The organism is Aeromicrobium sp. P2_G6, from assembly GCF_056403535.1.
On the sequence record NZ_JBFUFH010000004.1, the window covers coordinates 423,732 to 450,557 of the forward strand.

Genomic DNA, 26,826 nt, shown 5'->3' on the forward strand with positions numbered 1-26,826 from the left:
TTCACAACTGGGGTCTCTGTGTTACCTCGACGGAACGGTTGTCTCACGTGCGGCGTCGGCCGGCTGTGAGATCTCCGGCGGATCGGTCTCCTGCAGCCAGTCGACGATGCCGCAGACGAGCTTCTTGCAGCCGCCGCAGCCCGTCGTCGCGAGCGTCGCGCTGGCGAGTGCGTCGACGGTCGTCGCACCGCCGTCCCACGCATGCACCAGGTCACCCTTGGTCACGCCGTTGCAGCGGCACACCGTCGTCGCGGCGGGCATGGTCGTCGGCGAGGCACTCTCGACGACGCCCATCGAGCCGCTGCCCATCAGCAGGTGCATGGGGTCGAGCGGCAGCATGCCCGGACGGTCGAACTGCGTCGAGAGGTGGGCCGCCAGGTCGGGAGCGCCGACGCAGGTGACGCCGACGAGGGTGTCACCGCGGGCGACGAGCTCGACGTAGCGACGTTCGCGCGGATCGGAGAGCGTCACGACGCGGTCACGTTCGGCGGCGGTAGATGCGCGTATGCCCATCGTCACGACGCTCATGCCGACGGCCTTGAGCCGCATCGCCGAGCCCGAGATCGGCGGGAGCTCGAGCTCGGTGTCCTGGGCGATGCTCCGCGCGAGCGCCCGCGCCTGTGCCCAACCCGGCGCGACCAGCCCGCTCACGCCGCTGGGTGTCTCGGCGCAGTCGCCGATCGCGGAGATGCGCGAGTCCTGGGTCGTACGCAGGTCGTCGCCCACGACGATGCCGATGTTGGTCTCGAGCCCCGCTGCTCCCGCCAGACTCGTCTCGGGTGCGGTGCCGGCCGCGAGGACAACCAAACCGGCGGCGTACGACGTGCCGTCCGCGAGTCGTACGGCCGTGACCCGACCATCCGTGACGCCGACGGAGGCGATCTGCGCATTGCCCACGAAGTCGATGCCGAGGTCCTTGGCGGCGTCCTCGGCGACCTGCGCCACCGAGGCGTCCAGGTCACGATCGAGCATCGTCGGCATGATCGACATGACCGTGACCTTGACGCCACGGTGCTGCAGTCCGCAGGCGAGCTCGATGCCCAGCGGGCCGCCGCCGATGACGACTGCGGTGTCGACGTTGAGCGCCGCCGCCGAGATGTCGCGGGCGTCGTCGAGACTGCGGAGCACGTGCGCCCCGCGAGGCAGCCCGTCGCGCAGGCCCGGGATCGGGATGACCCGTCCACGGGCGCCGGTGGCGAGCACGAGGTGGTCGTACTCGAAGTCACCCTGCGCCGTCACGACGCACTGACGTTCGCGGTCGATCTCGAGCGCTGCGACCCCCGGACGTACGCGAACGCGGCCCTCGTCGGGTGTGGGCAGAGCGAGGCCCGCGAGGTCGACTCGACCCGCCACGAGCTCGGTCAACAGGACGCGGTTGTAGGGCTCGTACGACTCCTCGCCGAGCAGGTCGACATCGACCTCCGGCGCCACGCGCCCCAGCTCGTCGACGAAGCGGTTGCCCACCATCCCGGCACCGATGACTACGACCTTCATGCCGCCGCCTCCGAAGAAAAGCCACGATACGGAGACAGCGGCATGATCCCTGTCTCATGATTCACTCGCTGACGCTCGTTCATGCTTCTGCCCTTCCGATCTGGACTGCACACACTTTGAACTCCGGCATGCCCGACACCGGATCCGTCGCCGAGTTGGTGACGGTGTTGACCATCCCCTCGTCCGCGAAGTGGAACGGCACGAACACGGTGTCCGGGCGGATGTCGGGACTGATGCGCGCCTGGGCGACCATCGAGCCCCGCTTGGAGGTGATCCTGATGTCGTCGATGCCCTCGACGCCGATGCGCTCGGCGAGCATCGGGTGGATCTCGACGTACGCCCGAGGCATCGAGTCGTTGAGCTTCGACACCCGTCGCGTCTGCGCTCCGGACTGGTAGTGCTGCAGCACTCGTCCGGTCACGAGCCACACCGGCGCCTCGGCACGCAGCGCATCGGCGGGGCCGACCGGGCGCACCGCGATCATCGTGGCGCGACCGCTCTTGGTCGGGAACGACTCGGCGAACAGGCGCGGGGTGCCGGGGTGATCCTCGGACGGGCAGGGCCAGTAGAGCGCCTCGCCCGCGTCGAGCCGGTCGTAGGAGATGCCGGCGTAGTCAGCGCGACCGCCGGCGCTCGCGAGCCGGAGCTCGTCGTAGACCTCGCGCGGCTCGGTCGCCCACGTACCGGGCGCGTCGAGCCGGTCGGCGAGTGCCGAGAAGATCTCGAGCTCAGAACGTACGCCTGAGGGTGCCTCGACAGCCTTGCGGCGGCGCAGCACCCGTCCCTCGAGGCCCGTCATGGTGCCTTCCTCCTCGGCCCATTGGGTCACGGGGAGGATGTAGTCGGCGAGCATCGCGGTCTCTGACGGGATGAAGTCGCACACCACGACGAGGTCGAGCGACTCGATCCGGCGACGGATGGCAGCGGCGTCCGGCGCGCTGACCAGGACGTTGCTGCCGTGCACGAACAGCGCACGCGGACCGTCGGGCATACCGAGGCTCATGAGCAGCTCGACCGCAGGAACGCCCGGACCGGGGATGATGTCGGGGTCGACGCCCCACACCGCCGCGACGTGCTCGCGCGCGGCAGGGTCGGCGATCATGCGATAGCCGGGGAGCTGGTCCGACTTCTGACCGTGCTCGCGGCCGCCCTGACCGTTGCCCTGGCCCGTGATGGCGCCATAGCCGCCGCGCTCGGCACCCACGAGTCCGAGTGACAGGGCCAGGTTGATGACCGCGGTGACGGTGTCGGCGCCGTCGACGTGCTGCTCGGAGCCGCGGCCCGTGAGCAGGAAGGCTCCCTTGCCGCCGCGGTGCGGGCTCGCATCGGCCAGAGTGCGGGCGATGCGGCGAAGCTGCGTCTCGGCGACACCGGTCGTTGCGGCGACCCGCTCGGGCCACCACTCGGCGACGCTGCGGCGTACGGCGTCGACACCCTCGACGCGTGCAGCCAGGTAGTCGTCGTCCGTGAGCGACTCGGCGAACACGATGTGCAGCAGCCCGAGGATGAACACCAGGTCGGTGCCGGGCACGAGCTGCACGTGCTCCCCCGCGCCGTCCTCGGCGAGCTTCGCCGTGGCGCTGAGCCTCGGATCGACCACGATGAGTCCGCCGCGCTCGCGTACGCCGCCGAGGTGCTGGACGGCCGGAGGCATCGTGTCGGCGAGGTTGCTGCCGAAGAGCATSACGGCGCCGGCGTCGTTGAGGTCGGTCAGCGGGAACGGCAGCCCGCGGTCGACGCCGAGCGTACGGTTGGCGGCGGCTGCGGCCGAGGACATGCAGAACCGGCCGTTGTAGTCGATCAGCCGGGTACGCAGCGCGAGCCGGGCGAACTTGCCGAGCTGGTAGGCCTTCTCGTTGGTCAGGCCGCCGCCCCCGAACACCGCGACGCCGTCCGGGCCATCAGTCGCCTGGATGGCCTGGACGCGCGCGGCGATGTCGTCGAGCGCCTCGTCCCATCCGACGGACTCAAACCCCGTCGGAGTACGGCGAAGCGGCGTCGTGATGCGGTCCTGTGCCCTCAGGAGCTCGGCGCTGGTCCAGCCCTTCTGGCACATGCCGCCGACATTGGTGGGAAACGCCCGCGGCTCGGCGGCGATGGGATCGCCGCCGAGCTTTTGGGCGCACTGCAGAGCGCAGTACGGGCAGTGCGTATCGGTCACACGCCAACCTTCGTCATGTGCGACTTGGGCCGGAGGTAGAAGACCCAGGTCACGGCGAGGCAGATCACGTAGAACACCGCGAAGACGATGAACGCGTTCTTGACCGCGGCGACCGGGTCGTCGACCCACGGCGAGCTGAACGTGATCGGGATGAGGAACCCGCCGAGCGCACCGATCGCACCGGCGATGCCGATGACGGCCGAGGCCTCCTTGGTCGACTTCTTCTCGGCAGCTGCGCGCTCCGGCGAGCCGTCCGCGCCGGTCTCGAGCGCGTAGCTCTTCCAGATCAGCGGGATCATCCGGTACGTCGAGCCGTTGCCGATGCCGGTCGCCGCGAAGACGAACAGGAACGCGACGAGGAAGAACGGGAAGATGTCGGAGTTGTGGTTGACCGCGGAGACGACCTCGGGGGTGAAGCCGGGGAACGTCGACGGATCCTTGGCCCAGGCGGCCAGCTTCTCCGGCGGAGCGACCGGGACCGTCCGCAGCTGCGTCAGCGTGTAGAACACGGTCAGGGTGCCGACGATCATCACGATGAACGTCACGAACGTGACCCGCGCGCCGCCGTACTTGTCAGCCAGCCAGCCGCCGACGGGACGCGTGAGCGAGCCGACCAGGGCACCGAGGAACGCGTAGTAGGCGAAGTTGATGCCGATGGACTCGGTCGGGATTGGCGAGCGGAAGAAGTTGATCTTGATCAGCAGCGGCATCGCGGCGGAGTAGCCGATGAACGAGCCGAAGGTGCCGATGTAGAGGAACGACATGATCCACGTGTGCTTGTACTTCACGACTGCGAGCTGCTCGCGGGGCTTGGAGTAGGCCGCAGTGAGGTTGTTCATGAAGAAGTACGACGTGAGGGCTGCGACGACCGCGAGTGCGGCGTAGAGGTAGCCGGCGCGCTCGAGCACGATCCCGCTCTGGCTGGCCTTGACCAGGCCGAAGGCGCCGGCGCCGCCGACGATGATCGGCAGGAAGAACTGGATGACCGAGACGCCGAAGTTGCCGCCCGCGGCGTTGAGGCCGAGTGCCGTGCCCTTGAGCCGGGTCGGGTAGAAGAAGTTGATGTTGGCCATCGACGAGGCGAAGTTGCCGCCGCCGACGCCGGCCGTCGCAGCGATGACGATGAACACCCAGAACGGGGTGTCAGGGCGCTGGACGAAGTAGGCGAACAGCAGGGTGGGGAGCAACAGCATCAGCGCGCTGTAGACCGCCCAGTTGCGACCGCCGAACTTCGGCACCGCGAACGTGTAGGGCAGGCGGAGCAGCGAGCCCACGAGGTTGGGGACGGCGACGAGCCAGAACAGCTGCTGCGGCGTGAACGCGAAGCCCGCGCGCGTCAGCAGGGCCGCGCTGACACTCCACAGCAGCCACACCGAGAAGCCCAGGTGCTCACCGAAGATCGACCAGATGAGGTTGCGCTTGGCAACGGCACTTCCGGTGGACTCCCAGAACGCGGGGTTCTCGGGCTCCCAGTCGTCGATCCACTTGCCGGTGCGGCGAGCGGAGGCCGGTGGGGTCGGCTGTTGTTCTGGGGGGCTGCTGACGACACTGGTCATGGAACGCTCCGAGGTCATGGACCCGGCACTTCGCCGGATCTTGTAACCCTGAAACTAGGCAGCGCGTGTTTCAGACCAGCAGACCTCGCGATGAGGACGACGTAACACTGTCCGCACAGTCTCCACAGCGTTGGTGTGAGAAGTCGCGAGTTTCGGCCTTCGGCCGAAGGGGTTCTCGTTTTCGTGTCACGGTGTCTTGTGGTCACCAGCGCTGACGAGTCAGTTATCGCCCATCGACAAGCGTGGTTGCGATGTCTTCTCGCGCAGTGCGGCCTGCTCGTCGACGGGCCATAACGGCCTCCTCAGCTCGGCGCCCTCCCGCAGCGAGCTTCGAAATCTTGCGGCGATGGGTCGCGTCGTTGAGTTCGCTCAGGCTTCGATGACTACTGGGAGGATCATCGGGCGGCGGCGGAGCTTGCGGCCGACGTACGAGCCCAGGACCCGGCGTACGACCTGCTGAAGCTGGCGCGAGTCGTGATTGCCCTCCGCCATGGACTCCTCGAGCGCCGTCACGATCTTGGGCAGGATCTCGTCGAACGCCGAGTCGTCCTCGGCGATGCCGCGGGCGTGGATCTCCGGGCCGGACACGATCTTGCCGTTGGTCGAGTCGACGACCACGACGACCGAGATGAAGCCCTCCTCGCCGAGGACCCTGCGGTCCTTGAGCTCGGAGTCCGTCAGGTCGCCGACCGATGAGCCGTCGACATAGACGTAGCCGCACTCCACGGCACCCGTGATCGACGCGTGTCCGTCGACGAGGTCGATGACGAAGCCGTCCTCGGCCAGGAGCACGTTGGGCACGCCGGTGGCGGTCGCGAGCTTGGCGTTGGCGTGAAGGTGACGGATCTCGCCGTGCACCGGGAGCACGTTGGTGGGCTTGACGATGTTGTAGCAGTAGAGGAGCTCGCCGGCCGACGCGTGCCCTGAGACGTGGACCAGCGCGTTGCCCTTGTGCACCACATTCGCACCGAGCTTGGTCAGTCCGTCGATGACGCGGTAGATCGCGTTCTCGTTGCCGGGGATCAGTGACGAGGCAAGCAGCACGGTGTCGCCGGGCTCGAGGCTGACCTGCTGGTGGCTGTTGTTGGCCATGCGTGACAGGGCTGCCATCGGCTCGCCCTGCGAACCGGTCGACATCAGCACCATCTGGTGCGGCGGTGCGGCGTCGATCTTGTCGACGACCACGCCGTCGGGGACATGCAGGTAGCCCAGCTCGCGCGCGATCTGCATGTTGCGCACCATGGACCGTCCGACGTACGCGACCTTGCGGTTGTGCTTGGCGGCGGCGTCGATGACCTGCTGCACGCGGTGGATGTGCGAGGCGAATGACGCCACGATGATCCGCCGGCTGCTGCTTGCGAAGACCGCGTCGATCGCCGGCGTGATGTTGCGCTCGGACGTCGTGAAGCCCGGCACCTCGGCATTGGTCGAGTCGGTCAGGAACAGGTCGACGCCCTGCTCACCGAGCCGGGCGAACGCCCGCAGGTCGGTGATGCGGCCGTCGAGCGGCAGCTGGTCCATCTTGAAGTCACCGGTATGCAGTGCGACGCCGGCTGGGGTCTTGATCGCGACGGCCAACGCGTCGGGAATCGAGTGGTTGACCGCGACGAACTCGAGCTCGAACGGGCCGAACGTCTGGACGTCACCCTCACTGACGACGTACTTGGGCGCCTCCTTGAGGCGGTGCTCCTTGAGCTTGGGGTCCAGGAACGCCAGGGTCAGCTGCGAGCCGATGACCGGGATGCTGTCGCGCTCACGCAACAGGTAGGGCACGCCGCCGATGTGGTCCTCGTGGCCGTGCGTCAGCACGATGCCGACGATGTCCTGCAGGCGGTCACGGATCGGGCCGAAGTCGGGGAGGATCAGGTCGACGCCGGGCTGGTGCTCCTCCGGGAAGAGGACGCCGCAGTCGACGATGAGTAGCTTGCCGCCGTACTCGAAGACCGTCATGTTGCGGCCGATCTCGCCGAGCCCGCCGAGGGGGATGACGCGCAGTGCGCCTTCGGGGAGTGCAGGCGGCGGATCGAGCTCGAGGTGCATGTGGCTCATGCCGGGACCTCCGTTGAAAAGGCACGGTACGGAGGTACCGGCCTGAGAATTGTCTTGTTCGCTCGCTTGCGCTCGCTCATGTATGAAGCTTTCAGAGAAGGCCCGAAGCCGTGAGGCCGTCGCGAACGATCGCGACTTCCTCGTCCGTGGCTTCGAGGAGTGGTGAACGCATCGTGCGGTGCTCGAGCACACCGAGAAGCTGCAAGGCAGCCTTCGACGTGATCGCGCCCTGCGTGTAGGTCATCATCGCCTTGACGGCGGGAAGTAGTCGGTCGTTGATCGATCGTGCGGTGGCGAGGTCGCCGGCGTCGACCGCCGCGACCATCTGGGCGTACGCGCTTGCGGCGGCGTGCGAGACGACGCTCACGATGCCGCTGGCTCCCATTGCGAGCCACGGGAGGTTGACCGGGTCGTCGCCGGAGTAGATCTTGATGCCGGTCTCGCGCATGAGCCAGGCGCCCCGGTTGAGGTCGCTGACGGCGTCCTTCATGGCAATCACCAGCGGGTGGTCCGCCAGCTTGGCGTAGGTCTCGTTGGCGATCTGGACACCCGTGCGGCCGGGGATGTCGTAGAGCATGACGGGGGTGTCGTCGCCGGCGCGGGCGACTTCCTCGATGTGCGAGAGGATGCCGGCCTGCGGAGGCTTGCTGTAGTAGGGCGTCACGAGCAGGAGCCCGTGTGCGCCAGCCTTCTTGGCCTGCTCGGCCAGCTCGACCGAGTGGCGCGTGTCGTTGGTGCCCACCCCGGCCACGACCGTGGCTCGGTCGCCAACGGCCTCGAGCACGGCGGCGAGCAGCTGTCCGTCCTCGGCGACCGTCGTCGTCGGCGACTCGCCTGTCGTGCCGCTGACGACCAGTCCATCGCTGCCCTGGTCGACCAGATAGGTCGCCACCTTCTGTGCGTCGGCGAGATCGAGTTCACCTTCGCGGGTGAACGGCGTGACCATGGCGGTCAGCACGCGCCCGAAGGGCGCAGCCTCGGTGGCGAGCGGCGACGTCATACCCACGAGGCTACCGCTTGGGGCGGGGTCGGCGACGACCGGCAGGATGGGCGTGTGACCGATGACATCTATGACATCGACACCGCATCGGTGTCGCGAGGCGACGGCGTTCGTGACCTGACCCTCACCGACCGCTGGAACACGCCGCTCGGCAAGCCCAACGGCGGCTACATCCTCGCGGCGATGCTGCGCGGTCTCGGCGAGGAGATGGAAGCCGATGACCCGATGGTGGGTGCGGTGACCTACCTCGCCTCCCCCGAGACGGGCGCGGCCGAGCTGCGTACGACCTCCCTGCGACACGGTCGCCGGGTCCAGACCGGTGAGGCGGCGCTGTGGGAGGGCGATCGGCACATCGCGCAGCTGCTGGCCAGCTTCGGCGCACGCTCCGGTGGACGCTCGATCGAGCTCGGCACTCCCCCGGCGCTGCCGGCTCCTGACGACTGCCTCGACCCCAAGGACTTCCCCGACGCGATGCCCGCCTCGAGCATCTTCGACCGGGTCGACTACCGGCTGGGTTCAGCCCCGGGTTGGGCACTCGGCAAGCCCACCGGCGACCCCACGTTTGAGATCTGGCAGCGCCTCGCCGGTGGTCGGGAGATCGACATGGCTGCTTTGGCGTTCCTCTGCGACTCGTACGCCCCTCCTGTCCTCGAGATCGACGAGCCCCTGTCGATGACGGTGCAGCTGACGGTCCACCTGCACCGCAGGCCCGTGCCGGGCTGGATCGCGACCCGCCTGACGACCCGTCACGTCATCAACGGGTTCCACGAGGAGGACTGCGAGCTGTGGGACGAGGACGGCAACCTCGTGGCGCAGAGCCGCCAGCTCGCGATCCTGTTGTAGGACGCGCGGAGCTGGAGCGTCAGGTGCGGTCGTAAGTGGCGATGTCGTAGCCGTCGTAGGCCTCGCGGCCCACCTCGGTCCATGCCGACCAGTCGAGGTCGGGGAACCAGGCATCGCCCTCGGGCGACAGGTGCACGTGCGTCACCACCATGCGGTCGACCACGCCCTGGGCCAACGCCTCGGCATAGACCTGCGCGCCGCCGATCAGGAACACCTCGTCGTCACGGCCAAGAGCCATTGCCAACGCGTCGGTCAGGGTGTGTGCGACCTCGACGCCCTCGGCACGCCAGTCGGCGTTGCGGGTCAGCACGATCGACGTACGCCCCGGCAGCGGACGGCCGATCGATTCGTACGTCGTGCGGCCCATGACGATCGGATGACCCATCGTCAATGCCTTGAACTGCTGCTGGTCGCCTGTGCGCGGCCATGGCATGTCACCGTCCCTGCCGATGACCCCGTTGGACCCGATCGCCACGACGATCGTGACACTCATACGGCTATCGGAGCCTTGATCGCCGGGTGCGGGTCGTAGCCGGTGACCTTGATCGAGTCGAGCGTGAAGCCGTCGATCGAGGTCACCGAGGGGTCGAGCCACAGCTCGGGCAGCGGTCGCGGCTCACGGGTGAGCTGTTCGCGGGCCTGGTCGAGGTGGTTGACGTAGAGGTGCGCGTCGCCGAGCGTGTGCACGAAGTCGCCAACCAGGAGGCCCGTCACCTGCGCCACCATGTGGGTCAGCAGCGCGTAGGACGCGATGTTGAACGGCACGCCGAGGAACACGTCGGCGGAGCGTTGATACATCTGGCACGACAGCTTGCCGTCGGCGACGTAGAACTGGAAGAACGCGTGGCACGGCATCAGCGCCATCGCGTCGAGGTCAGCGACGTTCCACGCGCTGACGACGTGACGGCGCGAGTCGGGGTTGGTCTTGATCTGCTCGATCACCGCGGCGAGCTGGTCGATGTGCTCGCCGCCGGGGGCCGGCCAGGAGCGCCACTGGTAGCCGTAGACCGGGCCGAGGTCGCCGTTGTCATCGGCCCACTCGTCCCAGATCGTCACGCCGTTGTCCCGCAGGTAGCCGGTGTTGGTGTCGCCCGCGATGAACCACAGCAGCTCAGCCACGACCGACTTGAGATGGATCTTCTTGGTCGTCACGAGCGGGAAACCCTCACTCAGGTCGAAGCGCATCTGGTGGCCGAAGACGCTGCGCGTGCCGGTGCCCGTCCGGTCGCCCTTGGCGACCCCTTCGTCGAGGATTCGTTGGACGAGATCGAGGTAGGCCCGCATGTCCGAAGACTACCAATCGGGGCCGACGGATCGTGTGCGAAACTCTGACCATGCCGAGCGCTGAGTACGACGCCACTCCCAAAGAGGTACGCAACTTCGCGCTCCTCCAGATCGGGATGGTCGGCGGATTCCTGGTGCTGCTGTTCTTCATGTTCGGTGGGTCCGACGCCGACTATCCGCCCGCGTGGCTCGCGATCGCCCTCGTCGTCCCGATCGCCATCGGGGCGTTCTTCGCGGAGCGGGTGTGGCTGACGGCCTCGCCGCTGCCCGCCGACGCTCCTCCCCTCGAGCTGCGCAACCAGGCGGTCGGCGTGTTCGCGGGCCAGACCGTCCGCAAGTTCTTCTACTGCTTCGCCACGCTCATCCCGGCCGGCGTGGTGACGTTCGTGAGCGACTACGGCGGATGGCCGCTGGTCATCGCCGGATTCCCGGGGCTCGCGGTGATCGGCTGGGAGACCTGGCCGAGCCTGCGCAACACCTCGATGACCGCCGCGATGCTCGATTCACAAGGCGCGGAGTCGCACCTCGTCGAGAGCTTCCTCGAATCGTGAGTGAGCGCCAGCGAACGAACCATGAGACAGCCATCACGCCGACGCGTGCATACCCTGCCTTTCCCATGCGGGTGACGGCGTGACCAGCGCTGATGTCAGCGCGCGTCTGGCCTGGCCGGACGACGCCACCTCGATCGTGCGTGTCCAGCTCGCCAGCTGGCGCGCGAGCTATGCCGACGTGATCCCCGCGGAGGTGCTCGAGTCGGTCGACCCGGCCGAGCTGGCCGAGCGATGGACCGCCACGCTCAGCTCGCCCAAGGACGCCCGCATGCGAGTCCTCGTGGCGCTGGAGCGGGCGGACGTACGCGGGTTCGCTCTCGTGCACCCGAGCTACGACCCCGACGCCGACCAGGTCGCCGACGGTGAGATCGGCGAGTTCGTCATCGACCCGGAGCACCAGCGCGCCGGCCACGGCTCACGGCTGCTGCAGGCGGCGATCGACACGCTCGCCGCCGACAAATTCACCCGCGCCGTGTGGTGGGTCGGGTCGACCGACGACGCGCTGCGGGCCTTCATCACGGAGTCCGGTTGGGAGCCTGACGGCGCACACCGCGAGCTCGCCACCGAAACCGGGGAGACCCTCAAGCAGATCCGGCTGCACACCGCGATCGGATGACGACGGACCGCAACGTCATCGTCAACTCCCTCGGCGTTGGGGTGGCGACCGGCGCCTACGGGATCTCGTTCGGCGCAATCTCGGCCGCTTCGGGACTCGACGTGCTGCAGACGTGTGTGCTGTCGCTCTTGGTTTTCACGGGTGCCTCGCAGTTCGCCTTCGTGGGCATCATCGCGTCGGGCGGCAACCCGGTCACTGGTGCACTGACGGCGATCCTGCTGAGCAGTCGCAATCTGTTCTACGGGGTCAGCCTCGCCCAGAAGCTCAAGCTCACGGCTCCACAACGGCTCGCCTCGGCACATCTCGTGATCGACGAATCCACCGCGATGGCCGTCACGCGGGACACGACGCGCCAGTCGCGGCTCGGGTTCTACTGGACAGGTATCTCGATCTTCGTGCTGTGGAACCTCATGACGTTCCTCGGCGCCCTGGCCGGCGAGAGGATCGGCGACCCCCAGACGTACGGGCTGGACGCCGCCGTCGGCGCCGCGTTCCTCGGGCTGCTGTGGCCGCGGCTGACCTCGTGGCATGCCCGGCTCGTTGCCTTGTTCGGGGCAGCAGTCGCCCTCGGATTCGTGCCGTTCACGACACCGGGCCTGCCGATCATCATCGGCGGCGGCGCTGCTGTCGTGCTGGGCATGCTGTGGCGACCGAAGGTGTCGCTATGACCACTTTGTGGGTCGGCATCGTGATCATGATCGTGGGGTGCTTCGCGCTGAAGTACGCCGGACTGTCGGTGCCCGAGCGGGTGCTCAACCACCCGGCGACCGTACGCGCCGCCGACCTGATCCCGGTCGCACTGCTCGGCGCCCTGATCGCGGTCCAGGTGTTCGCCGACGACGGGTCCCTCCGCATCGACGCCCGGCTGCTGGGGCTCGTCGTCGCGGCGGTGCTGCTGACGCTGCGCATGCCGTTCCTGGTCGTCGTGTTCGCCGCCGCGCTGGTCGCAGCGCTCGTCCGGATGCTCTGACGGTTTACCAAGAGAACCTGGTAAACGGACACCTCTCCGGGCAAATTTGGCCGGAGGAGTGACGGTTTACCAGGTTCTCCTGGTAAACCACCGCCGTCGCTAGAGGCCGAGCACGGTGTCGAGGCCCACGGTGACGCCGGGGCGATCCGACACGGCTCGTACGGCGGCGACGACGCCGGGCATGAACGATGCCCGGTCGATCGAGTCGTGGCGGATCGAGAACGTCTCGCCCGCTCCGCCGAACAGCACCTCTTGCGACGCGGTGAACCCGCGGGCGCGGACAGCGTGCACGGGGATGCCGGCGACCTTCGCGCCGCGTGCACCATCGGGATCCGTCGTCGTGGCGTCGGGCAGCGGTGGCGACCCAGCCTCGGCACGCGCCGAGGCGATCATCTCTGCGGTACGGGTGGCGGTGCCTGATGGCGCGTCGATCTTGTTGGGGTGATGCAGCTCGATGACCTCGATCGACTCGAAGTAGGGCGCAGCGGTGGCGGCGAACCGCATCATCAGCACCGCGCCGATCGAGAAGTTGGGCACGATCAGGACGCCGACCGTCGGTGCGTCGCCGAGCAGCTCTCGTACGCGGTCGATCTTGGCGTCGTCGAATCCCGAGGTGCCGACCACGACGTTGACGCCATGCTCGACGCACCAGGTCACGTTGTCGAGCGCCGCCGCCGGCTGGGTGAAGTCGAGCGCGACCTCGGCGCCGGACTCGACGAGCAGGTCGAGCGGATCGTCGACGTCGACCTGCGCCACGACCTCGATGCCGTCGGCATCGTTGAGTGCCCGGACCGACTCCGAACCCATACGCCCCTTGGCGCCCAGCACTGCGACCCGTGTCATGTCGTCAGCCTATCGGCGCGTGCCGGCGGCCACGTCGACGAGGACACCCACCCCCGCCTCCACCTCGGCGAACGACGTCGACAGCGGTGACAGGCCCAGCCGGATGAGGTCAGGCTCGCGGAAGTCCGGGACGACGCCGCGCTCGATCATCCGGTCGGTGATGCCCCGCGAGTCCGGATGGCGCACCGTCACGTGACTGCCCCGCAGGGCAGGGTCGCGCGGCGTTGCGATCTCGAGGCCCGCCTCGTCGAGGAGCTCGATCGTGTACGCAGTGAGGGCCTCCGACTTGGTGCGGATCGCCTCGACGCCCGCTTCGGCGATCAGGCGTACGCCCTCCTGCACGGCGACGATGCCGGAGACCGACGGCGTGCCGCTGAGCATCCGCCGGATCGTCGGCGCAGCCTCGTACGTGTCGGCCATCGCGAACAGGTCGGCAGCGCTGAACCAGCCGGCGATCGGCTGGGTCACCTGCGAGACGTGGCGCTGCGCGACGTACATGAACGCCGGTGAGCCGGGTCCGCTGTTGAGGTACTTGTAGGTGCAGCCCACCGCGAAGTCGACCTGCGCCTCGTCGAGCCCGATCGGCATCACACCGGCCGAGTGGCACAGGTCCCAGAGCACCACAGCCCCTGCATCGTGCACGAGCTGGGTGACGGCTGGCAGGTCGACCAACGTGCCGGAACGGTAGTCGACCTGGCTGAGCACCACGACGGCCGTACGCTCGCTGAGTGCCTCGCCCAGCGCGTCGAGCGTGACGTTGTCGATGAGATCAGGCCGCAGCCAGCGCACGGTCATACCGCGCGCGGCCGCCACCGACTCGACGAGATAGCGGTCGGTCGGGAAGTTCGTCGCGTCGATCACGATCTCGTCGCGATCGGGACGCAGACCGGCCGCAGCGTGCAGCAGCTTGTAGATGTTGACGGAGGTGGAGTCGGCGATGATCGTCTGCCCGGCAGCGGCACCCAGCAGGGCGGTGCCGAGCTCGTCGCCGACCGTGACCGGGAGGTCGACCCATGAGTCGTCCCAGCCACGGATCAGCCGGCTCCCCCACTCCTGGCGCACGAAGGTCTCGAGGCGGTCGACCGTCGCCTTCGGCACGCGGCCGAGCGAGTTGCCGTCGAGGTAGGCGACGAGATCGTCGTCGATCGCGAAGCGGTCGCGGAACCCGGCGAGCGGGTCGGCGGCATCCAGGACGTCAGGGGGTGTCGTCACCGGCTGATGCTCTCACAGGAACGGATCTCCCTGCGTTCGTGTCGTCCCAGCAGCGCAAACGCAGGGACGTCGGTCGCGATGGGGACGGATCTCCCTGCGTTCGTGTCGTCCCAGCAGCGCAAACGCATGGAGATCGGTCACCACGAACGCGGAAGGGCCCCGCCGCAGTGCGACGGGGCCCTTCACAGACGTACGGATCAGGCGTCGGAGCTGACCGGCTCCTCAGCCGGTGCAGCCTCTTCGCCCTTGTCCTCGAGCACGGGGATCAGCGAGAGCTTGCCGCGGTCGCCGAGCTCGGCGATCTCGACCTGGATCTTCTGGCCGACCTTGACGACGTCCTCGACGTTGTTGACGCGCTGGCCGCCGTTGAGCTCGCGCAGCTTGCTGATGTGCAGCAGGCCGTCGCGCCCCGGTGCCAGCGACACGAACGCGCCGAAGTCGACCGTCTTGACGACGGTGCCGAGGTAGCGCTCGCCGACCTCGGGCATCGTCGGGTTGGCGATGGCGTTGATCGCGTCACGCGCGGCTTCGGCAGCTTCGCCGCTCTCCGCACCGACGTAGACCGTGCCGTCGTCCTCGAGCGAGATGTTGGCGCCCGTCTCGTCCTGGATCTGGTTGATGATCTTGCCCTTGGGGCCGATGACCTCACCGATCTTGTCCACGGGGATCTTGATCGTGATGATCCGCGGGGCGTAGGGGCTCATCTCGTCGGGCTCGTCGATGGCCTCGGCCATGACGTCGAGGATCGCGACGCGCGCACCGTACGCCTGCGTCAGCGCGCCGGCCAGCACGTCGGCGGGGATGCCGTCGAGCTTGGTGTCGAGCTGCAGGGCGGTGACGAACTCGCGCGTTCCGGCGACCTTGAAGTCCATGTCGCCGAAGGCGTCCTCGGCTCCCAGGATGTCGGTCAGCGTGACGAACGTCTGCTTGCCGTCGATCTCACCGGAGATGAGGCCCATCGCGATACCGGCGACCGGCGCACGCAGCGGCACACCGGCGTTGAGCAGGCCGAGCGTCGAGGCGCACACCGAGCCCATCGAGGTGGAACCGTTGGAGCTGAGCGCCTCGGACACCTGACGGATCGCGTAGGGGAACTCCTCGCGCGTCGGCAGGACCGGGAGGAGCGCACGGCCCGCGAGGGCGCCGTGACCGATCTCGCGGCGCTTCGGCGAACCGACCCGGCCCGTCTCACCGGTCGAGTAGGGCGGGAAGTTGTAGTTGTGCATGTAGCGACGCGACGTCTCGGGCGAGAGCGTGTCGAGCTTCTGCTCGAGGCCCAGCATGTTGAGCGTCGTGATGCCCATGATCTGGGTCTCGCCGCGCTGGAAGAGCGCCGAGCCGTGCACGCGGGGAACGATGCCGACCTCGGCGCTGAGGGCACGGATGTCCTCGAGGCCACGGCCGTCGATGCGGACCTTGTCGCGCAGGACGCGCTCGCGGACGACAGCCTTGGTCACGGAGCGAACCGCAGCGCCGATCTCCTTCTCGCGACCCTCGAACTGCTCGCCGAGCTTTTCGATGACGTCGGCCTTGATCTCGGACTCGCGCTCCTCGCGGTCAGCCTTGCTGACGATCGTGAGGGCCTGGGCCAGATCGGCCTTGGCGACGGACTCGACGGCTTCGTAGACGTCGTCTTCGTAGTCGAGGAAGATCGGGAACTCGCGGACCGGCTTGGCGGCAGTCTCGGCGAGAGCGATCTGCGCCTCGCAAAGCTGCTTGATGAAGACCTTGGCGGCGTCGAGGCCACCTGCGACGATCTCCTCGGTGGGCGCCTGGACACCGCTCTGGACGAGGTCCCAGGTCGACTCGGTCGACTCGGCCTCGACCATCATGATGGCGACGTCGTCACCCGCGATGCGGCCGGCGACGACCATGTCGAACACAGCGTTCTCGAGCTGGCTGTGCGTCGGGAAGCCGACCCACTGGCCGTCGATCAGGGCGACGCGCGTGGCGCCGACCGGGCCGGTGAACGGCAGGCCCGAGATCTGGGTCGACGCGGAAGCCGCGTTGATCGCCAGGACGTCGTAGGGGGTGTCGGGGTTGAGCGCCAGGACAGTGATGACGACCTGGACCTCGTTGCGCAGACCCTTCTTGAAGGTCGGGCGCAGCGGGCGGTCGATCAGGCGGCACGTGAGGATCGCGTCCTCGCTGGGGCGTCCCTCACGGCGGAAGAACGAGCCCGGGATGCGACCAGCGGCGTACATCCGCTCCTCGACGTCGATCGTCAAGGGGAAGAAGTCGAAGTGGTCCTTGGGGTGCTTGCCGGCCGTCGTGGCCGACAGGAGCATCGTGTCGTCGTCGAGGAAGGCTGCGACTGAGCCGGCGGCCTGCTGGGCGAGGACGCCCGTCTCGAAACGGATCGTGCGGGTGCCGAAGCTGCCATTGTCGATGACGGTCTCAGCGGTGTGAAGTGTGGATTCCGACATGGAAGTCCCTTCCGCAGGCGTATGCCTGCCTGTTGGGACGAGAGGTGCCAGACGGTGGAACCTTGTCGGTCTTCGATCGAGGCCTGCGGGCGTTCCTGTGGAACGTCCCGAGGGCCACTACCGAGGACCGAGCACGTCGTGCCTGGGCACTCTCGTCATGGGTGGTGCGATGTGCAGTTGTGAAGAGAGGCGGTCACTCCACGGGGAAGTGACCGCCTCACGGGATCTAGCGGCGCAGACCGAGACGCTCGATGAGCGAGCGGTAGCGCTCGATGTCGTTGTTCTGCAGGTAGTTGAGCAGACGACGACGCTGTCCGACCAGGAGCAGCAGGCCACGACGGCTGTGGTGGTCGTGCTTGTGCTCCTGCAGGTGCGCGGTCAGGTGCGAGATGCGACCCGTCAGGAGCGCGATCTGGACCTCAGGGGATCCGGTGTCGCCGTCGCTGAGCGCGTACTGCTTGATGATGTCTTCCTTGGCAATGCCTGCGACCGTGGGCGCAGCAGTCTTCTTTGACACTGTTCTCCTCTGAGGGTTTCGTTGCACGGCGCGCCCGGGCTTGTCCACCGGGGCACTCTGGATCCGTGGCCGATCAGACGGCAACGTCCAGAGTATCAGCGCCGACGCTCCCGGGGCGAATCGCCGACGGGCCGCGCAGCCGGTCGCGGTCGGGCGAGTCACCACCGTACGGCTAGCGTCGTCGGCATGTCGTCGTCCGGCCGAATCGCAGGCATCGCAGTCGTTGTCGCCCTGCTGCTGACGGGGTGCTCGTCGACGTCCGGCGATCCGAGCCCGACGAGGACCGCCACGACCGCGACACCCGCGCCGAGCGCGAGTCCCGACCTGCCGGCCGTACGCTCATACGTCGCGATCGGCGACTCGTTCACCGCAGGGCCCGGGCTTGCCGACCTGCGTGACGGCGGCGCGTTCTGCCTCAGGTCTGACCACAACTGGCCGTCCCTGCTCGCGCACGAGCTCGACCCCACGACGTTCGTCGACGTGAGCTGCGCCGGAGCGACGACCCACGACGTCCTGCAGAACGGGACGGGACCAGCTGAGGCGCGGCCGCAGATCGAGGCGGTCACGCCCGGAACCGACCTCGTCACGGTCGGCATCGGCGGCAACGACGGCAACCTGTTCGCGTCGCTCATCTCGGCCTGCACGGGCGGCCAGGGCGCATGCGACCCGTTCTCGCGCGACTCAGCCCCGGTGATCCTCCGGCAGACGGTCACGGACATCGCCGCAGTGCTGGCCGACATACGCGCCAAGGCGCCGAAGGCGACGGTGCTGCTCGTGGGCTACCTGCGGATCATGCCGGACTCGGGAAGCTGCCCGACGATCGGCATCTCAGCCGGCGATGCCACCGCGGTGGCCAGTGCCGAGGAGGCCCTGGACCGGGCGCTCGCCGATGCCGCGCACCAGACGGGCGTCCCGTACGTCTCGATGCGCAAGGCCTCGCGCGGCCACGACGCATGCGCGGGCACACAGGCCTGGACCAACGGCGCCCAAGTCAAGGATGACGACGGCGTCGCCTTCCACCCTCGGCTCGCCGGCATGCAGGCCGTCGCCCGGGCCGTGGCGAATCAGCTCGCCGAGGGCTAGCAGCTGCCCCCACCGATCGGCAGCTTGCCGTTCAGCGGCAGGTCCCGCGAGGAGAACCCGACCTTGACCTGCGCGCAGCCCTTCGTCACCTTCCACGCGTACGCCGCGGTGTCCCAGTAGGACAGCGCACGACTGGTGAGCGGGAACGACACCGTGCGGGACTCCCCCGGCGCCAGCTGGACCTTGGTGAATCCCTTGAGGGCGGCGGGCGGCTGCTGCACCGTCGTCGACTGGTCCGGCAGCCCGAGGTAGAGCTGTGGCACGGCGTAGCCCGTACGTTCGCCGGTGTTCGTGACGACTGCCTTCACGACGCCGCTGCCCTGGTCGACGGTGAGGTCGGACAGCGCGAAGGACGTGTAGGACAGCCCGAAGCCGAACGGGTAGGCCGGCGTCAGGTTCTTCTCGTCGTACCAGCGATAGCCGACGAAGACGCCCTCGTCGTAGTGCGTCTCGAGGCCCAGCACCCCGCTCCCTGGGTAGCGGGACGAGCTGACCGCCGTGGGCAGCTGGGACTCGCTGTCGGGCAGCGTGAGGGGCAGGGCCGCCGGGGTCGACGTCGCCGAACAGCACCCGGGCGAGCGCAGGCCCGCCGTGCGCACCGGGATACCAAGCCTGCACGAGCGCTGCGATCTTCGAGCGCCACGGTGTCAGGTCGGCGCCGCCTGACTCGAGCACGACGACGGTCTTGCTCTGTCCCGCCGCCACGGCCTCGATCAGCGCGTCCTGGTCGCCGTAGGTGCCGGGGCACTCGAGCGACAGGCAGTTGCGGTCCGAGCCCTCGCCGTACTGGTCCTTGGCGACGACGATCGCGATGTCCGCGGCCTTGGCGGCGGCAGCCGCGCGGGCACGGTCGGTCCCGTCGTCATACGTCACCGTGACGCCGCCGCCCGCGCGAGCGGTGAGGCCGTCGAGGAGCGAGTGGTTCTCGAACGGCTCGACCTCGCCCGACCCGCCGCCGACCGCGAACTCGGTCGCGGGCTTGCCGATCACGGCGATCGACCTGACCGACGGCGAGATCGGCAGGATGTCGCCCTGGTTGCGCAGCAGCGTCGTCGACTGCTCCGCGATCCGCTGGGAGGCCTGGCCGTCGGCCACCTTGTCGATCTGCGCGTCGTCGTTGCGGTAGGCCGCGCGGTCGAAGACACCGAACCGGAACCACGTCTCGAGCATCACGCGGACGTGCTGGTCGATCGTGGACTTCTTGACCTGCCCGAGCGTGACCGCCGCCGAGACCAGCAGCGGCTGATAGCCGACCGGTGGCCACGGCTCGAAGTCGAGCCCGTTGTTGAGGCCGCCGTCGGTCGTGTGGATCGCCAGGTAGTCGGCGATCGTGTAGCCCTTGAAGCCCCACTCGTCGCGCAGGATCTTCTTGAGCAACGTGGAGTTCTGGCAGGCGTACTCACCGTTGACCCTGTTGTATGCGCACATGATCGTGCCGACCTTGGCCTCCTTGACGGCGGCCTCGAACTGCGGCAGGTAGATCTCGCGCATCGTGCGGTCGTCGACGATCGAGTTCTGCGCATAGCGGGTCCCGACGATGCCGAGCCCGGCGGGCAGGTGCTCGTTGAGGAGCCCACCCGTGAAGTCGATGCCCTCCTGGTTGTTGGCCGCGAAGTGCTTGACGTTGCCGATCACACCGGTCGCCTGCGCACCCTCGATCCACGCCACGCCCAGACGGCTGGTCAGCAGCGGGTCCTCGCCATAGCCCTCGAACGTACGGCCGGCCAGCGGGGTACGCGCGATGTTGACCGTCGGGGCGTAGATGACGTCGTTGCCCTTGGCCTTGGCCTCCGACGCGGCGACCGTGCCGTGCGACCGAGCCAGCTCGGGGTCGAACGTCGCGGCAAGCGTCAGCGGTGCCGGCAGCCCGATCGACTTGCCCTGACGCGGGCCGACCGGTCCGTCGCTGTAGTAGATCGTCGGCACGTCCAGGCGGGGTATGCCCTCCTGGACGCCGGTGTGGGTGTCCGGGCTGCTGAACGCGCCGCCCATCAGGTCGTCGCCGCCGAGCAGACCGATCTTCTCGTCGAGCGTGAGCTCGGCGAGGAGCAGGTCGGCCCGCTGGCTGGGGCTCAACGTGGTGTCGCACCACGGGTGGTTGCCGCACCTGCCCGCGGCGACGGCCGGAGGGGCCGGTGTGAGGGCAAGGGTCGAACCGACCGTCACGGCAGCGAGGACCAGGCCGAGGAGGCGTCGCGATGTCATGGGGCTCCCCACGTCGGGCGCGCAGGCGCGCAGAGTGCCGTCAACGTACAGGCGTTCTGCGCGAAGTGGAACAGGTTTCAGGTTTGCAGAATCGAGCGGGTCTTCTCGACGTCCTGATGCATCTGCGCGATGAGCGGCTCGATGCCTTCGTACTTGACCATGCCCCGCAGCCGCTCGACCAGCTCGACCCGGATCGCCTCGCCGTAGAGCTCGAGGTCGGTGCGGTCGAGGACGTACGACTCGACCCGTCGCTCGACGCCGTCGAACGTGGGGTTGGTGCCGACCGAGATCGCCGCAGACAGCCGCTCGCCGTCGGCGCGCACGAGCCGGCCGGCATAGACGCCGTCAGGGGGCACGGCGTACGCCTCGTCGACCGGGACGTTGGCTGTCGGGAATCCCAGCTCGCGGCCGCGCTGGTCGCCCTTGGTGACGATGCCGGACACCTCGTGCGGGCGGCCGAGCACCTCGGCAGCCTCCGCGAGCCGGCCCTCGGCGACCAACGTACGCACGAGGGTCGACGAGTACGGGACCGCGCCGCCGTCGAGGGCGAGGCCGTCGACCGCGAACCCGGCCCGCTCCCCCGCCTCGCGCAGGAACGTCGTGTCGCCACTGGCCTTGGAACCGAATCGGAAGTTGTCGCCCACCGCGACCAGTGCAGCGCTGAGCTGCTCGACCAGGACCCGGTCGACGAACTCCTGCGGCGACCACGAAGCCATCTCGGCGGTGAAGTTGAGGATGCGGACCTCGTCGGCGCCCGCTGCGCGCAGCAGCTCGACGCGACGCTCGATCGTCGTGAGCCTCAAGGGCGCCTGCTCAGGGCGTACGACGGCCAGCGGGTGAGGCACGAACGTGACCGCGATGACGGGCAGCCCGGCAGCAAGCTCGCGCGTGCGGGCCAGCACGTGCTGGTGACCACGGTGGACGCCGTCGAAGTTGCCGACCGTGACCGCCGACGGCTCGGATCGCGGATCCGTCGCTGCTCCTCGGAAGTCGCGCCAGATCATCACGTGAAAACTCTGCCACACCACCGCTCACGACATCGCAGGAGCCAAACCTAAGAACACTCTATGTGGCGGCGGCACAGGCTGCCGCCTAGCGTCGGAGCATGCCGCTCACCCATGACGCCTCGGTCCTGCGCGACACCGTGAGGCTGGTGACCGGGGGCGTCCTCCGGCGGGGAGGTCGTCGTCCTCGACGGCAGCGAACCGCCGCGTCCCGGCTAGAGCAGCGGGCGCAGGGGCGCGAGGATCCACTCGCACGCCTTCGCGACGAGCGGCCGCGACGACCACTCGGCGCGGGTCAGCACGCGTGCGTTGGAGGCATCCGTCTCGAACACCATCTCCAGGTGCGCGGCGAGCGCGTCGTCGAGGATCTCGAGATTGATCTCGTAGTTTCCGGTGAGGCTCAGCCGGTCGATGTTGGCGGTGCCGATCGTCGTCCACCGGCCGTCGATCGTCGCGGTCTTGGCGTGCACCATCCAGTCCTGGTAGAGCAGGATCTCCACGCCGCCGTCGAGCAGCTGCGAGTAGAACCCCCGCGACAACCAGTCGGCGACGACGTGGTTGGAGATCTCCGGCACGAGGATCCGCACGCGTACGCCCCGGGCAGCGGCCTCGAGCAACCCTTGCAGGATGTCGCGGTCAGGGATGAAGTAAGCCGCCGTGATGTAGATGTGGTCGCGGGCCCGGTCGATCGCCTCGATGTACATGCCCCGGATCGGGAACAGCAGCTGTCGTGGGACGTTGCGATGGGCGCGGATCTGCGGCTCCCAGCTGGCGTCGCCACGCTCCTTGAGGATCCGCGCGTTCCGGCCGCGGCGCAGGTTCCAGAAGTCGACGAACGCGTTGTCGAGGTCCCACACCGAGGGACCCTCGATCTTGAGGTGCGTGTCGCGCCACTCCGAGGCGTACAGGGAACCGACGTTGTAGCCGCCCACATAGCCGACCTCGTCGTCGACGACCAGGATCTTGCGGTGGTCACGGCCCATCTGCCGAGGGCTGAAGAACCGCCAGCCGGTGGCGAACACGGGATAACGCAGGACGTGGATCGGAGCCGGGAACCGCAGGAAGCTCGGCGTCACGACGAGGTTGGCGAAGCCGTCGTAGATGACATACACGTCGACGCCCCGGCGAGCCGCGTCGATCAGGGCCCGCTTGAAGCGGCGACCCATCGCGTCGCCCTTGATGATGTAGGTCTCGAACAGGATGCGCTCGCGGGCGCCGCCGATCGCCGCCAGCATGTCCTCGAACAGGTCCGAGCCGTACGTGTAGGCGGTGGCGGTGTTGCCGGAGCCGATGGCGAGCGGGGTCGGGGGCGTGACGGGGAACGTCTCGTGGCCCTTGCCACCGCGGAGCATCTTGCGGACCTTCGTCGTCGCCATGAGCGCCACGACGATCAGGAACTGCGCCGTCAGCAGGCTCAACAGTGCCCGCTTGAGGATGCCGCGGGTCGAGGGTCGGCGAAGTCGCATGGTGTGACTCACCCTAGCGACCCGCCGATCCCGCTGGGGGTCACGCTCAGCGGCGATTCAGACGAAGACGGCGACCGGCTTGGCGACGCCGCCGCGCTGCTCGTAGAGCGCGAGGAACTCCCCCGACGGCGCGAACACCGCGACCGCGCCGGGTGCGCCAAGGTCGATGCCGGTGAGCGGGCGGCCGAAGCGTACGTCGGAGGCTTCGCGCTCCTCGAGGTCGTACGCCGGGAAGCTCGCGCGTGCCACGTCGTCGAGCCCGGCAACGACGAGCTCCTGCTCGAGCTGCTCGAGCGTGTGGGCCTGGTCGAGGGCGAACGCACCGACGCGCGTACGCCTGAGCATCGTCAGGTGTCCGCCGACGCCGAGGTCGGCGCCGATGTCGCGCGCCAGGGCCCGGATGTAGGTGCCGCTCGAGCAGACGACGCGGACGTCGACGTCGACGACATCGCCCTCGACGCGCAACCCATCGAGCTCGAACGTCGAGACGGTGACCGGCCGGGCCGCCAGCTTGACCTCGTCGCCGCCGCGTACGCGGGCGTACGACCGCACGCCGTCGACCTTGATCGCGGAGACCGACGACGGGACCTGCTGGATGTCGCCGGTGTAGGCCGGCAGCACCGCGCGTACGGCAGCCTCGTCGACCTGTGATGCCGGCGTCGACGAGGTGATCTCGCCCTCGGCGTCGTCGGTGACTGTCGACTGGCCGAGCCGCATCGTCGCGACGTACTCCTTGTCGGCGAGCGTCAGGTGGCCCAACAGCCGGGTGGCGCGGTTGATGCCGAGCACCAGCACGCCGGTCGCCATCGGGTCGAGCGTGCCGGAGTGACCGACCTTCTTGGTGCCGGCGATGCGGCGCATGCGGCCCACGACGTCGTGCGACGTCCAGCCGGCCGGCTTGTCGACGACGACGAGCCCGGAGACCGGGTCAGTCATCGAGCTCCGCGTCGTCGTCGTCCTTCTTCTTGTACGGATCGGGGTCGCCGGCGTACTGCGCACCCGCCGAGCGCGAGGCGACCTCCTGGTCGGACTCCTTGACCTTGGCGAGCAGGTCTTCGATCTCCTTGGCCGTCTCGGGGACGGCGTCGAGGAAGAACTCGATCGACGGCGTGATGCGGGTGCCGAGCTGCTTGCCGACCTCTGACCGGATCAGGCCGGTGGCGCTGCGCAGCGCAGCGGCGGTGTCGGCGCGAGCCGTCTCGTCGCCCATGACGGTGTAGAACACCGAAGCCTGCTGACCGTCACCGGTCATGCGTACGTCGGTGATCGTCACGAAGCCCAGGCGCGGATCCTTGACCCGGCGCTCGAGCATCTGCGCCACGATGACCTTGATCCGGTCGCCGACCTTGTGGATCCGAGGTCCAGCCATGATTCCTCCTGAAAGTCGTGTTGCGTCATAGCTTCCGTGGCCCGGGGACCTCAGAAGCTATGACGCAACACCGGTGAGCAGTCGCTACGCGCGCTGCTTCTCTCGCATTTCGAATGTCTCGACGATGTCGCCGACCTTGATGTCGTTGAAGCCCTTGAGCACGAGACCGCACTCGAAGCCTTCGCGGACCTCGGACACATCGTCCTTCTCACGGCGCAGGCTGGAGAAGTCGAGGTTGTCCGCGACCACTGAGCCGTCGCGAAGCAGGCGTGCCTTCGCGTTGCGCTTGATGACACCGCTCGTGACCATGCAACCGGCGATGTTGCCGATCTTGCTGGAGCGGAAGATGTCGCGGATCTCGGCGGTACCGAGCTGCGCCTCCTCGAACTCCGGCTTGAGCAGGCCCTTGAGCGATGCCTCGATCTCCTCGATCGCGTTGTAGATGACCGAGTAGTACTTGATCTCGACACCTTCGCGGTCGGCCAGCTCCGTCGCCTTGCCCTGCGGGCGGACGTTGAAGCCGATGATGACGGCGTTGGACGCGGCGGCCAGCATGACGTTGGTCTCGGTGATCGCACCGACACCGCGGTCGATGACCCGGAGTGCGACCTCCTCGCCGACGTCGATCTGGGCCAGTGCATCCTCGAGCGCCTCGACCGAACCGGAACCATCACCCTTGAGGATGAGGAGCAGCTCGTCGGTCTCGCCCTTCTCCATCGAGGACATGAAGTCCTCGAGCGTACGACGGCCGGTGCGCTGTGCCAGGAGGGCGTTGCGCTCTCGCGCCTCGCGCTTCTCGGCGATCTGGCGGGCCAGCCGGTCGTCAGCGACGACCATGAAGTTGTCGCCGGCTCCCGGGACCGCGGTCAGACCGAGCACGAGTGCCGGACGGGACGGGGTGGCTTCCTCGATGTTCTCGCCGTGCTCGTCGAGCATGGCGCGAACACGTCCGAACGCCGGACCGGCGACGATCGAGTCGCCGACCTTGAGCGTTCCGCGGTGGACCAGCACTGTCGCGACAGGTCCCCGACCACGGTCGAGGTGCGCCTCGATGACGAGACCCTCGGCGTTCTGGTTGGGGTTGGCGCGCAGGTCGAGCGAGGCGTCAGCCGTGAGGATGACGGCCTCGAGCAGCTCGTCCATGCCCGTGCCGGCCTTGGCCGAGACGTCGACGAACATCGTGTCGCCGCCGTACTCCTCGGGCACGAGTCCGTACTCGGTGAGCTGGCCACGTGCCTTGGTCGGGTCGGCGTCGGGCTTGTCGACCTTGTTGACCGCGACGACGATCGGGACGCCGGCGGCCTTGGCGTGGTTAAGCGCCTCGACCGTCTGCGGCATGACGCCGTCGTCGGCCGCGACCACGAGGATCGCGATGTCGGTCGCCTGGGCACCACGGGCACGCATGGCGGTGAACGCCTCGTGACCCGGTGTGTCGATCAGGGTGATGCGACGCTCGGAACCGTCGACCTCGGTCGCGACCTGGTAGGCGCCGATGGTCTGCGTGATGCCACCGGCCTCCTTGTCGACGACGTTGCTGCTGCGCAGCGCGTCGAGGAGCTTGGTCTTTCCGTGGTCGACGTGACCCATGACGGTGACGACGGGGGGACGCGCGGCCAGATCGGCCTCGTCGCCCTCGTCCTCGCCGAACTCGATGTCGAACGACTCGAGCAGCTCGCGGTCCTCGTCCTCCGGGGAGATGACCTCGACGTTGTAGTTGAGCTCCTCACCGAGCAGCATCAACGTCTCGTCGTTGGCCGACTGCGTCGCCGTGACGACCTCGCCCAGATGGAACAGCACCTCGACGAGCGATGCGGAGTCGCCGCCGATCTTGTCGGCGAAGTCGGCCAGCGAGGATCCGCGGGTCAGGCGTACGGTCTCGCCGTTGCCCTTGCGGACGCGGACGCCACCGATTGCCGGCGCCTGCATCTGGTCGAATTCCTGACGCTTCGCGCGCTTGCTCTTGCGTCCACGTCGGACGGGTCCGCCGGCGCGACCGAACGCGCCCTGCGTGCCGCCACGCGTGTTGCGGCCACCGGGGCCACCTGTGCGCGGAGGGCCGCTGAAGCCGCCACCGCCACCAGGAGCGCCGCGGCCGGGAGCACCGCCACCGCCACCGCCGGGACGACCGGCGAATCCGCCGCCGCCTCCACCGGGAGCGCCGCGCCCCGGTGCACCAC

Annotated in this window: 23 protein-coding genes and 1 pseudogene; 6 read left to right on the plus strand and 18 right to left on the minus strand. The window is 68.4% G+C overall.

From position 1 onward, the window contains the following. Positions 1-21 precede the first annotated feature (21 nt). The 5 genes from AC1DVU_RS15550 to dapA all read right to left on the minus strand — a co-directional run bounded on the left by AC1DVU_RS15550 (position 22) and on the right by dapA (position 8,260). The gene (locus AC1DVU_RS15550; RefSeq protein WP_476923355.1) at positions 22-1,494 is read right to left on the minus strand and encodes an FAD-dependent oxidoreductase; all 1,473 of its coding nucleotides are present in this window, start codon (positions 1,492-1,494) and stop codon (positions 22-24) included. A gap of 79 nt (positions 1,495-1,573) precedes the next feature. After that, complete coding sequence (locus tag AC1DVU_RS15555) at positions 1,574-3,655, minus strand: molybdopterin oxidoreductase family protein (protein ID WP_476923356.1); 2,082 nt, start codon at positions 3,653-3,655, stop codon at positions 1,574-1,576. After that, complete coding sequence (locus tag AC1DVU_RS15560) at positions 3,652-5,211, minus strand: MFS transporter (protein WP_476923357.1); 1,560 nt, start codon at positions 5,209-5,211, stop codon at positions 3,652-3,654. Before AC1DVU_RS15560 ends, AC1DVU_RS15555 begins: the two co-directional genes overlap by 4 nt. 369 nt (positions 5,212-5,580) lie before the next feature. Beyond that, positions 5,581-7,260, minus strand: a complete 1,680-nt coding sequence (locus AC1DVU_RS15565; RefSeq protein ID WP_476923358.1) for a ribonuclease J — start codon at positions 7,258-7,260, stop codon at positions 5,581-5,583. A 91-nt stretch (positions 7,261-7,351) separates the two neighbouring features. Then, entirely contained in the window at positions 7,352-8,260 is a 909-nt protein-coding gene (gene dapA / locus AC1DVU_RS15570; protein ID WP_476923359.1) for a 4-hydroxy-tetrahydrodipicolinate synthase, read from the minus strand. Between the two features lie 54 nt (positions 8,261-8,314). Here dapA and AC1DVU_RS15575 point away from each other — a divergent pair, with 54 nt between their 5' ends. Then, positions 8,315-9,103: a thioesterase family protein gene (locus AC1DVU_RS15575; RefSeq protein ID WP_476923360.1), complete on the plus strand. Its 789-nt coding sequence runs from the start codon at positions 8,315-8,317 to the stop codon at positions 9,101-9,103. A gap of 19 nt (positions 9,104-9,122) precedes the next feature. Here AC1DVU_RS15575 and AC1DVU_RS15580 read toward each other — a convergent pair whose 3' ends face one another. Beyond that, entirely contained in the window at positions 9,123-9,596 is a 474-nt protein-coding gene (locus AC1DVU_RS15580; RefSeq protein WP_476923361.1) for a dihydrofolate reductase, read from the minus strand. Continuing rightward, positions 9,593-10,387 carry a thymidylate synthase gene (locus tag AC1DVU_RS15585; RefSeq protein WP_476923362.1) on the minus strand — a complete coding sequence of 265 codons (795 nt, stop codon included), beginning with the start codon at positions 10,385-10,387 and terminating at the stop codon, positions 9,593-9,595. The genes AC1DVU_RS15580 and AC1DVU_RS15585 overlap by 4 nt, the downstream gene beginning before the upstream one ends. Positions 10,388-10,437: 50 nt before the next feature. Here AC1DVU_RS15585 and AC1DVU_RS15590 point away from each other — a divergent pair, with 50 nt between their 5' ends. The 4 genes from AC1DVU_RS15590 (at position 10,438) to AC1DVU_RS15605 (ending at position 12,524) form a co-directional block, all read left to right on the plus strand. Beyond that, a complete protein-coding gene (locus tag AC1DVU_RS15590) occupies positions 10,438-10,938 on the plus strand; it encodes a hypothetical protein (protein WP_476923363.1) in 501 nt (166 codons plus the stop codon). Between the two features lie 79 nt (positions 10,939-11,017). Continuing rightward, on the plus strand, positions 11,018-11,554 hold the full coding sequence (locus tag AC1DVU_RS15595) for an N-acetyltransferase family protein (RefSeq protein ID WP_476923364.1): 537 nt from the start codon (positions 11,018-11,020) through the stop codon (positions 11,552-11,554). Further along, positions 11,551-12,222, plus strand: a complete 672-nt coding sequence (locus tag AC1DVU_RS15600) for an AzlC family ABC transporter permease (RefSeq protein ID WP_476923365.1) — start codon at positions 11,551-11,553, stop codon at positions 12,220-12,222. Before AC1DVU_RS15595 ends, AC1DVU_RS15600 begins: the two co-directional genes overlap by 4 nt. Beyond that, a complete protein-coding gene (locus AC1DVU_RS15605; protein WP_476923366.1) occupies positions 12,219-12,524 on the plus strand; it encodes an AzlD domain-containing protein in 306 nt (101 codons plus the stop codon). Before AC1DVU_RS15600 ends, AC1DVU_RS15605 begins: the two co-directional genes overlap by 4 nt. A 99-nt stretch (positions 12,525-12,623) precedes the next feature. Here AC1DVU_RS15605 and dapB read toward each other — a convergent pair whose 3' ends face one another. The 4 genes from dapB to rpsO all read right to left on the minus strand — a co-directional run bounded on the left by dapB (position 12,624) and on the right by rpsO (position 17,486). Beyond that, the gene (gene dapB / locus AC1DVU_RS15610; RefSeq protein WP_476923367.1) at positions 12,624-13,367 is read right to left on the minus strand and encodes a 4-hydroxy-tetrahydrodipicolinate reductase; all 744 of its coding nucleotides are present in this window, start codon (positions 13,365-13,367) and stop codon (positions 12,624-12,626) included. Positions 13,368-13,376: 9 nt separating this feature from the next. Continuing rightward, on the minus strand, positions 13,377-14,579 hold the full coding sequence (kynU, locus tag AC1DVU_RS15615; RefSeq protein WP_476923368.1) for a kynureninase: 1,203 nt from the start codon (positions 14,577-14,579) through the stop codon (positions 13,377-13,379). A gap of 197 nt (positions 14,580-14,776) precedes the next feature. Then, on the minus strand, positions 14,777-17,005 hold the full coding sequence (locus AC1DVU_RS15620; protein WP_476923369.1) for a polyribonucleotide nucleotidyltransferase: 2,229 nt from the start codon (positions 17,003-17,005) through the stop codon (positions 14,777-14,779). Between the two features lie 226 nt (positions 17,006-17,231). After that, positions 17,232-17,486 (minus strand): 30S ribosomal protein S15, encoded by a 255-nt coding sequence (rpsO, locus tag AC1DVU_RS15625; RefSeq protein ID WP_056215938.1) that lies wholly within the window; start codon positions 17,484-17,486, stop codon positions 17,232-17,234. A gap of 222 nt (positions 17,487-17,708) precedes the next feature. Between rpsO and AC1DVU_RS15630 the strand changes: the two genes are divergently transcribed. Then, positions 17,709-18,605, plus strand: a complete 897-nt coding sequence (locus AC1DVU_RS15630) for an SGNH/GDSL hydrolase family protein (protein WP_476923370.1) — start codon at positions 17,709-17,711, stop codon at positions 18,603-18,605. Here AC1DVU_RS15630 and AC1DVU_RS15635 read toward each other — a convergent pair. The 7 genes and pseudogenes from AC1DVU_RS15635 to infB all read right to left on the minus strand — a co-directional run. Further along, the gene (locus AC1DVU_RS15635; RefSeq protein WP_476923388.1) at positions 18,602-19,204 is read right to left on the minus strand and encodes a fibronectin type III-like domain-contianing protein; all 603 of its coding nucleotides are present in this window, start codon (positions 19,202-19,204) and stop codon (positions 18,602-18,604) included. The two genes, AC1DVU_RS15630 and AC1DVU_RS15635, sit on opposite strands and share 4 nt — an antisense overlap. Next, positions 19,146-20,810: pseudogene (locus tag AC1DVU_RS15640) on the minus strand (glycoside hydrolase family 3 protein); the annotation flags it as partial. The pseudogene AC1DVU_RS15640 and the gene AC1DVU_RS15635, both read right to left, overlap by 59 nt. Positions 20,811-20,887: 77 nt before the next feature. Further along, positions 20,888-21,814: a bifunctional riboflavin kinase/FAD synthetase gene (locus tag AC1DVU_RS15645; RefSeq protein WP_476923389.1), complete on the minus strand. Its 927-nt coding sequence runs from the start codon at positions 21,812-21,814 to the stop codon at positions 20,888-20,890. A 215-nt stretch (positions 21,815-22,029) separates the two neighbouring features. After that, on the minus strand, positions 22,030-23,280 hold the full coding sequence (locus tag AC1DVU_RS15650) for a phospholipase D-like domain-containing protein (RefSeq protein ID WP_476923371.1): 1,251 nt from the start codon (positions 23,278-23,280) through the stop codon (positions 22,030-22,032). 57 nt (positions 23,281-23,337) lie between these two features. After that, the gene (truB, locus tag AC1DVU_RS15655) at positions 23,338-24,216 is read right to left on the minus strand and encodes a tRNA pseudouridine(55) synthase TruB (protein ID WP_476923372.1); all 879 of its coding nucleotides are present in this window, start codon (positions 24,214-24,216) and stop codon (positions 23,338-23,340) included. After that, entirely contained in the window at positions 24,209-24,649 is a 441-nt protein-coding gene (gene rbfA, locus AC1DVU_RS15660; RefSeq protein ID WP_476923373.1) for a 30S ribosome-binding factor RbfA, read from the minus strand. Before rbfA ends, truB begins: the two co-directional genes overlap by 8 nt. 84 nt (positions 24,650-24,733) lie before the next feature. Beyond that, on the minus strand, positions 24,734-26,826 hold a 2,093-nt coding region (gene infB / locus AC1DVU_RS15665), incomplete at its 5' end, for a translation initiation factor IF-2 (RefSeq protein WP_476923374.1).

What these genes read in the sequence shown, in the direction of transcription:
- AC1DVU_RS15550 (WP_476923355.1), bottom strand. Translation starts at nt 1,494, where the DNA reads ATGAAGGTCGTAGTCATCGGTGCCGGGATGGTGGGCAACCGCTTCGTC.
- AC1DVU_RS15560 (WP_476923357.1), bottom strand. Translation starts at nt 5,211, where the DNA reads ATGACCAGTGTCGTCAGCAGCCCCCCAGAACAACAGCCGACCCCACCG.
- AC1DVU_RS15565 (WP_476923358.1), bottom strand. Translation starts at nt 7,260, where the DNA reads ATGAGCCACATGCACCTCGAGCTCGATCCGCCGCCTGCACTCCCCGAA.
- dapA (WP_476923359.1), bottom strand. Translation starts at nt 8,260, where the DNA reads ATGACGTCGCCGCTCGCCACCGAGGCTGCGCCCTTCGGGCGCGTGCTG.
- AC1DVU_RS15580 (WP_476923361.1), bottom strand. Translation starts at nt 9,596, where the DNA reads ATGAGTGTCACGATCGTCGTGGCGATCGGGTCCAACGGGGTCATCGGC.
- AC1DVU_RS15585 (WP_476923362.1), bottom strand. Translation starts at nt 10,387, where the DNA reads ATGCGGGCCTACCTCGATCTCGTCCAACGAATCCTCGACGAAGGGGTC.
- AC1DVU_RS15590 (WP_476923363.1), top strand. Translation starts at nt 10,438, where the DNA reads ATGCCGAGCGCTGAGTACGACGCCACTCCCAAAGAGGTACGCAACTTC.
- AC1DVU_RS15600 (WP_476923365.1), top strand. Translation starts at nt 11,551, where the DNA reads ATGACGACGGACCGCAACGTCATCGTCAACTCCCTCGGCGTTGGGGTG.
- AC1DVU_RS15605 (WP_476923366.1), top strand. Translation starts at nt 12,219, where the DNA reads ATGACCACTTTGTGGGTCGGCATCGTGATCATGATCGTGGGGTGCTTC.
- dapB (WP_476923367.1), bottom strand. Translation starts at nt 13,367, where the DNA reads ATGACACGGGTCGCAGTGCTGGGCGCCAAGGGGCGTATGGGTTCGGAG.
- AC1DVU_RS15620 (WP_476923369.1), bottom strand. Translation starts at nt 17,005, where the DNA reads ATGTCGGAATCCACACTTCACACCGCTGAGACCGTCATCGACAATGGC.
- AC1DVU_RS15630 (WP_476923370.1), top strand. Translation starts at nt 17,709, where the DNA reads ATGTCGTCGTCCGGCCGAATCGCAGGCATCGCAGTCGTTGTCGCCCTG.
- AC1DVU_RS15645 (WP_476923389.1), bottom strand. Translation starts at nt 21,814, where the DNA reads ATGATCTGGCGCGACTTCCGAGGAGCAGCGACGGATCCGCGATCCGAG.
- AC1DVU_RS15650 (WP_476923371.1), bottom strand. Translation starts at nt 23,280, where the DNA reads ATGCGACTTCGCCGACCCTCGACCCGCGGCATCCTCAAGCGGGCACTG.
- truB (WP_476923372.1), bottom strand. Translation starts at nt 24,216, where the DNA reads ATGACTGACCCGGTCTCCGGGCTCGTCGTCGTCGACAAGCCGGCCGGC.
- rbfA (WP_476923373.1), bottom strand. Translation starts at nt 24,649, where the DNA reads ATGGCTGGACCTCGGATCCACAAGGTCGGCGACCGGATCAAGGTCATC.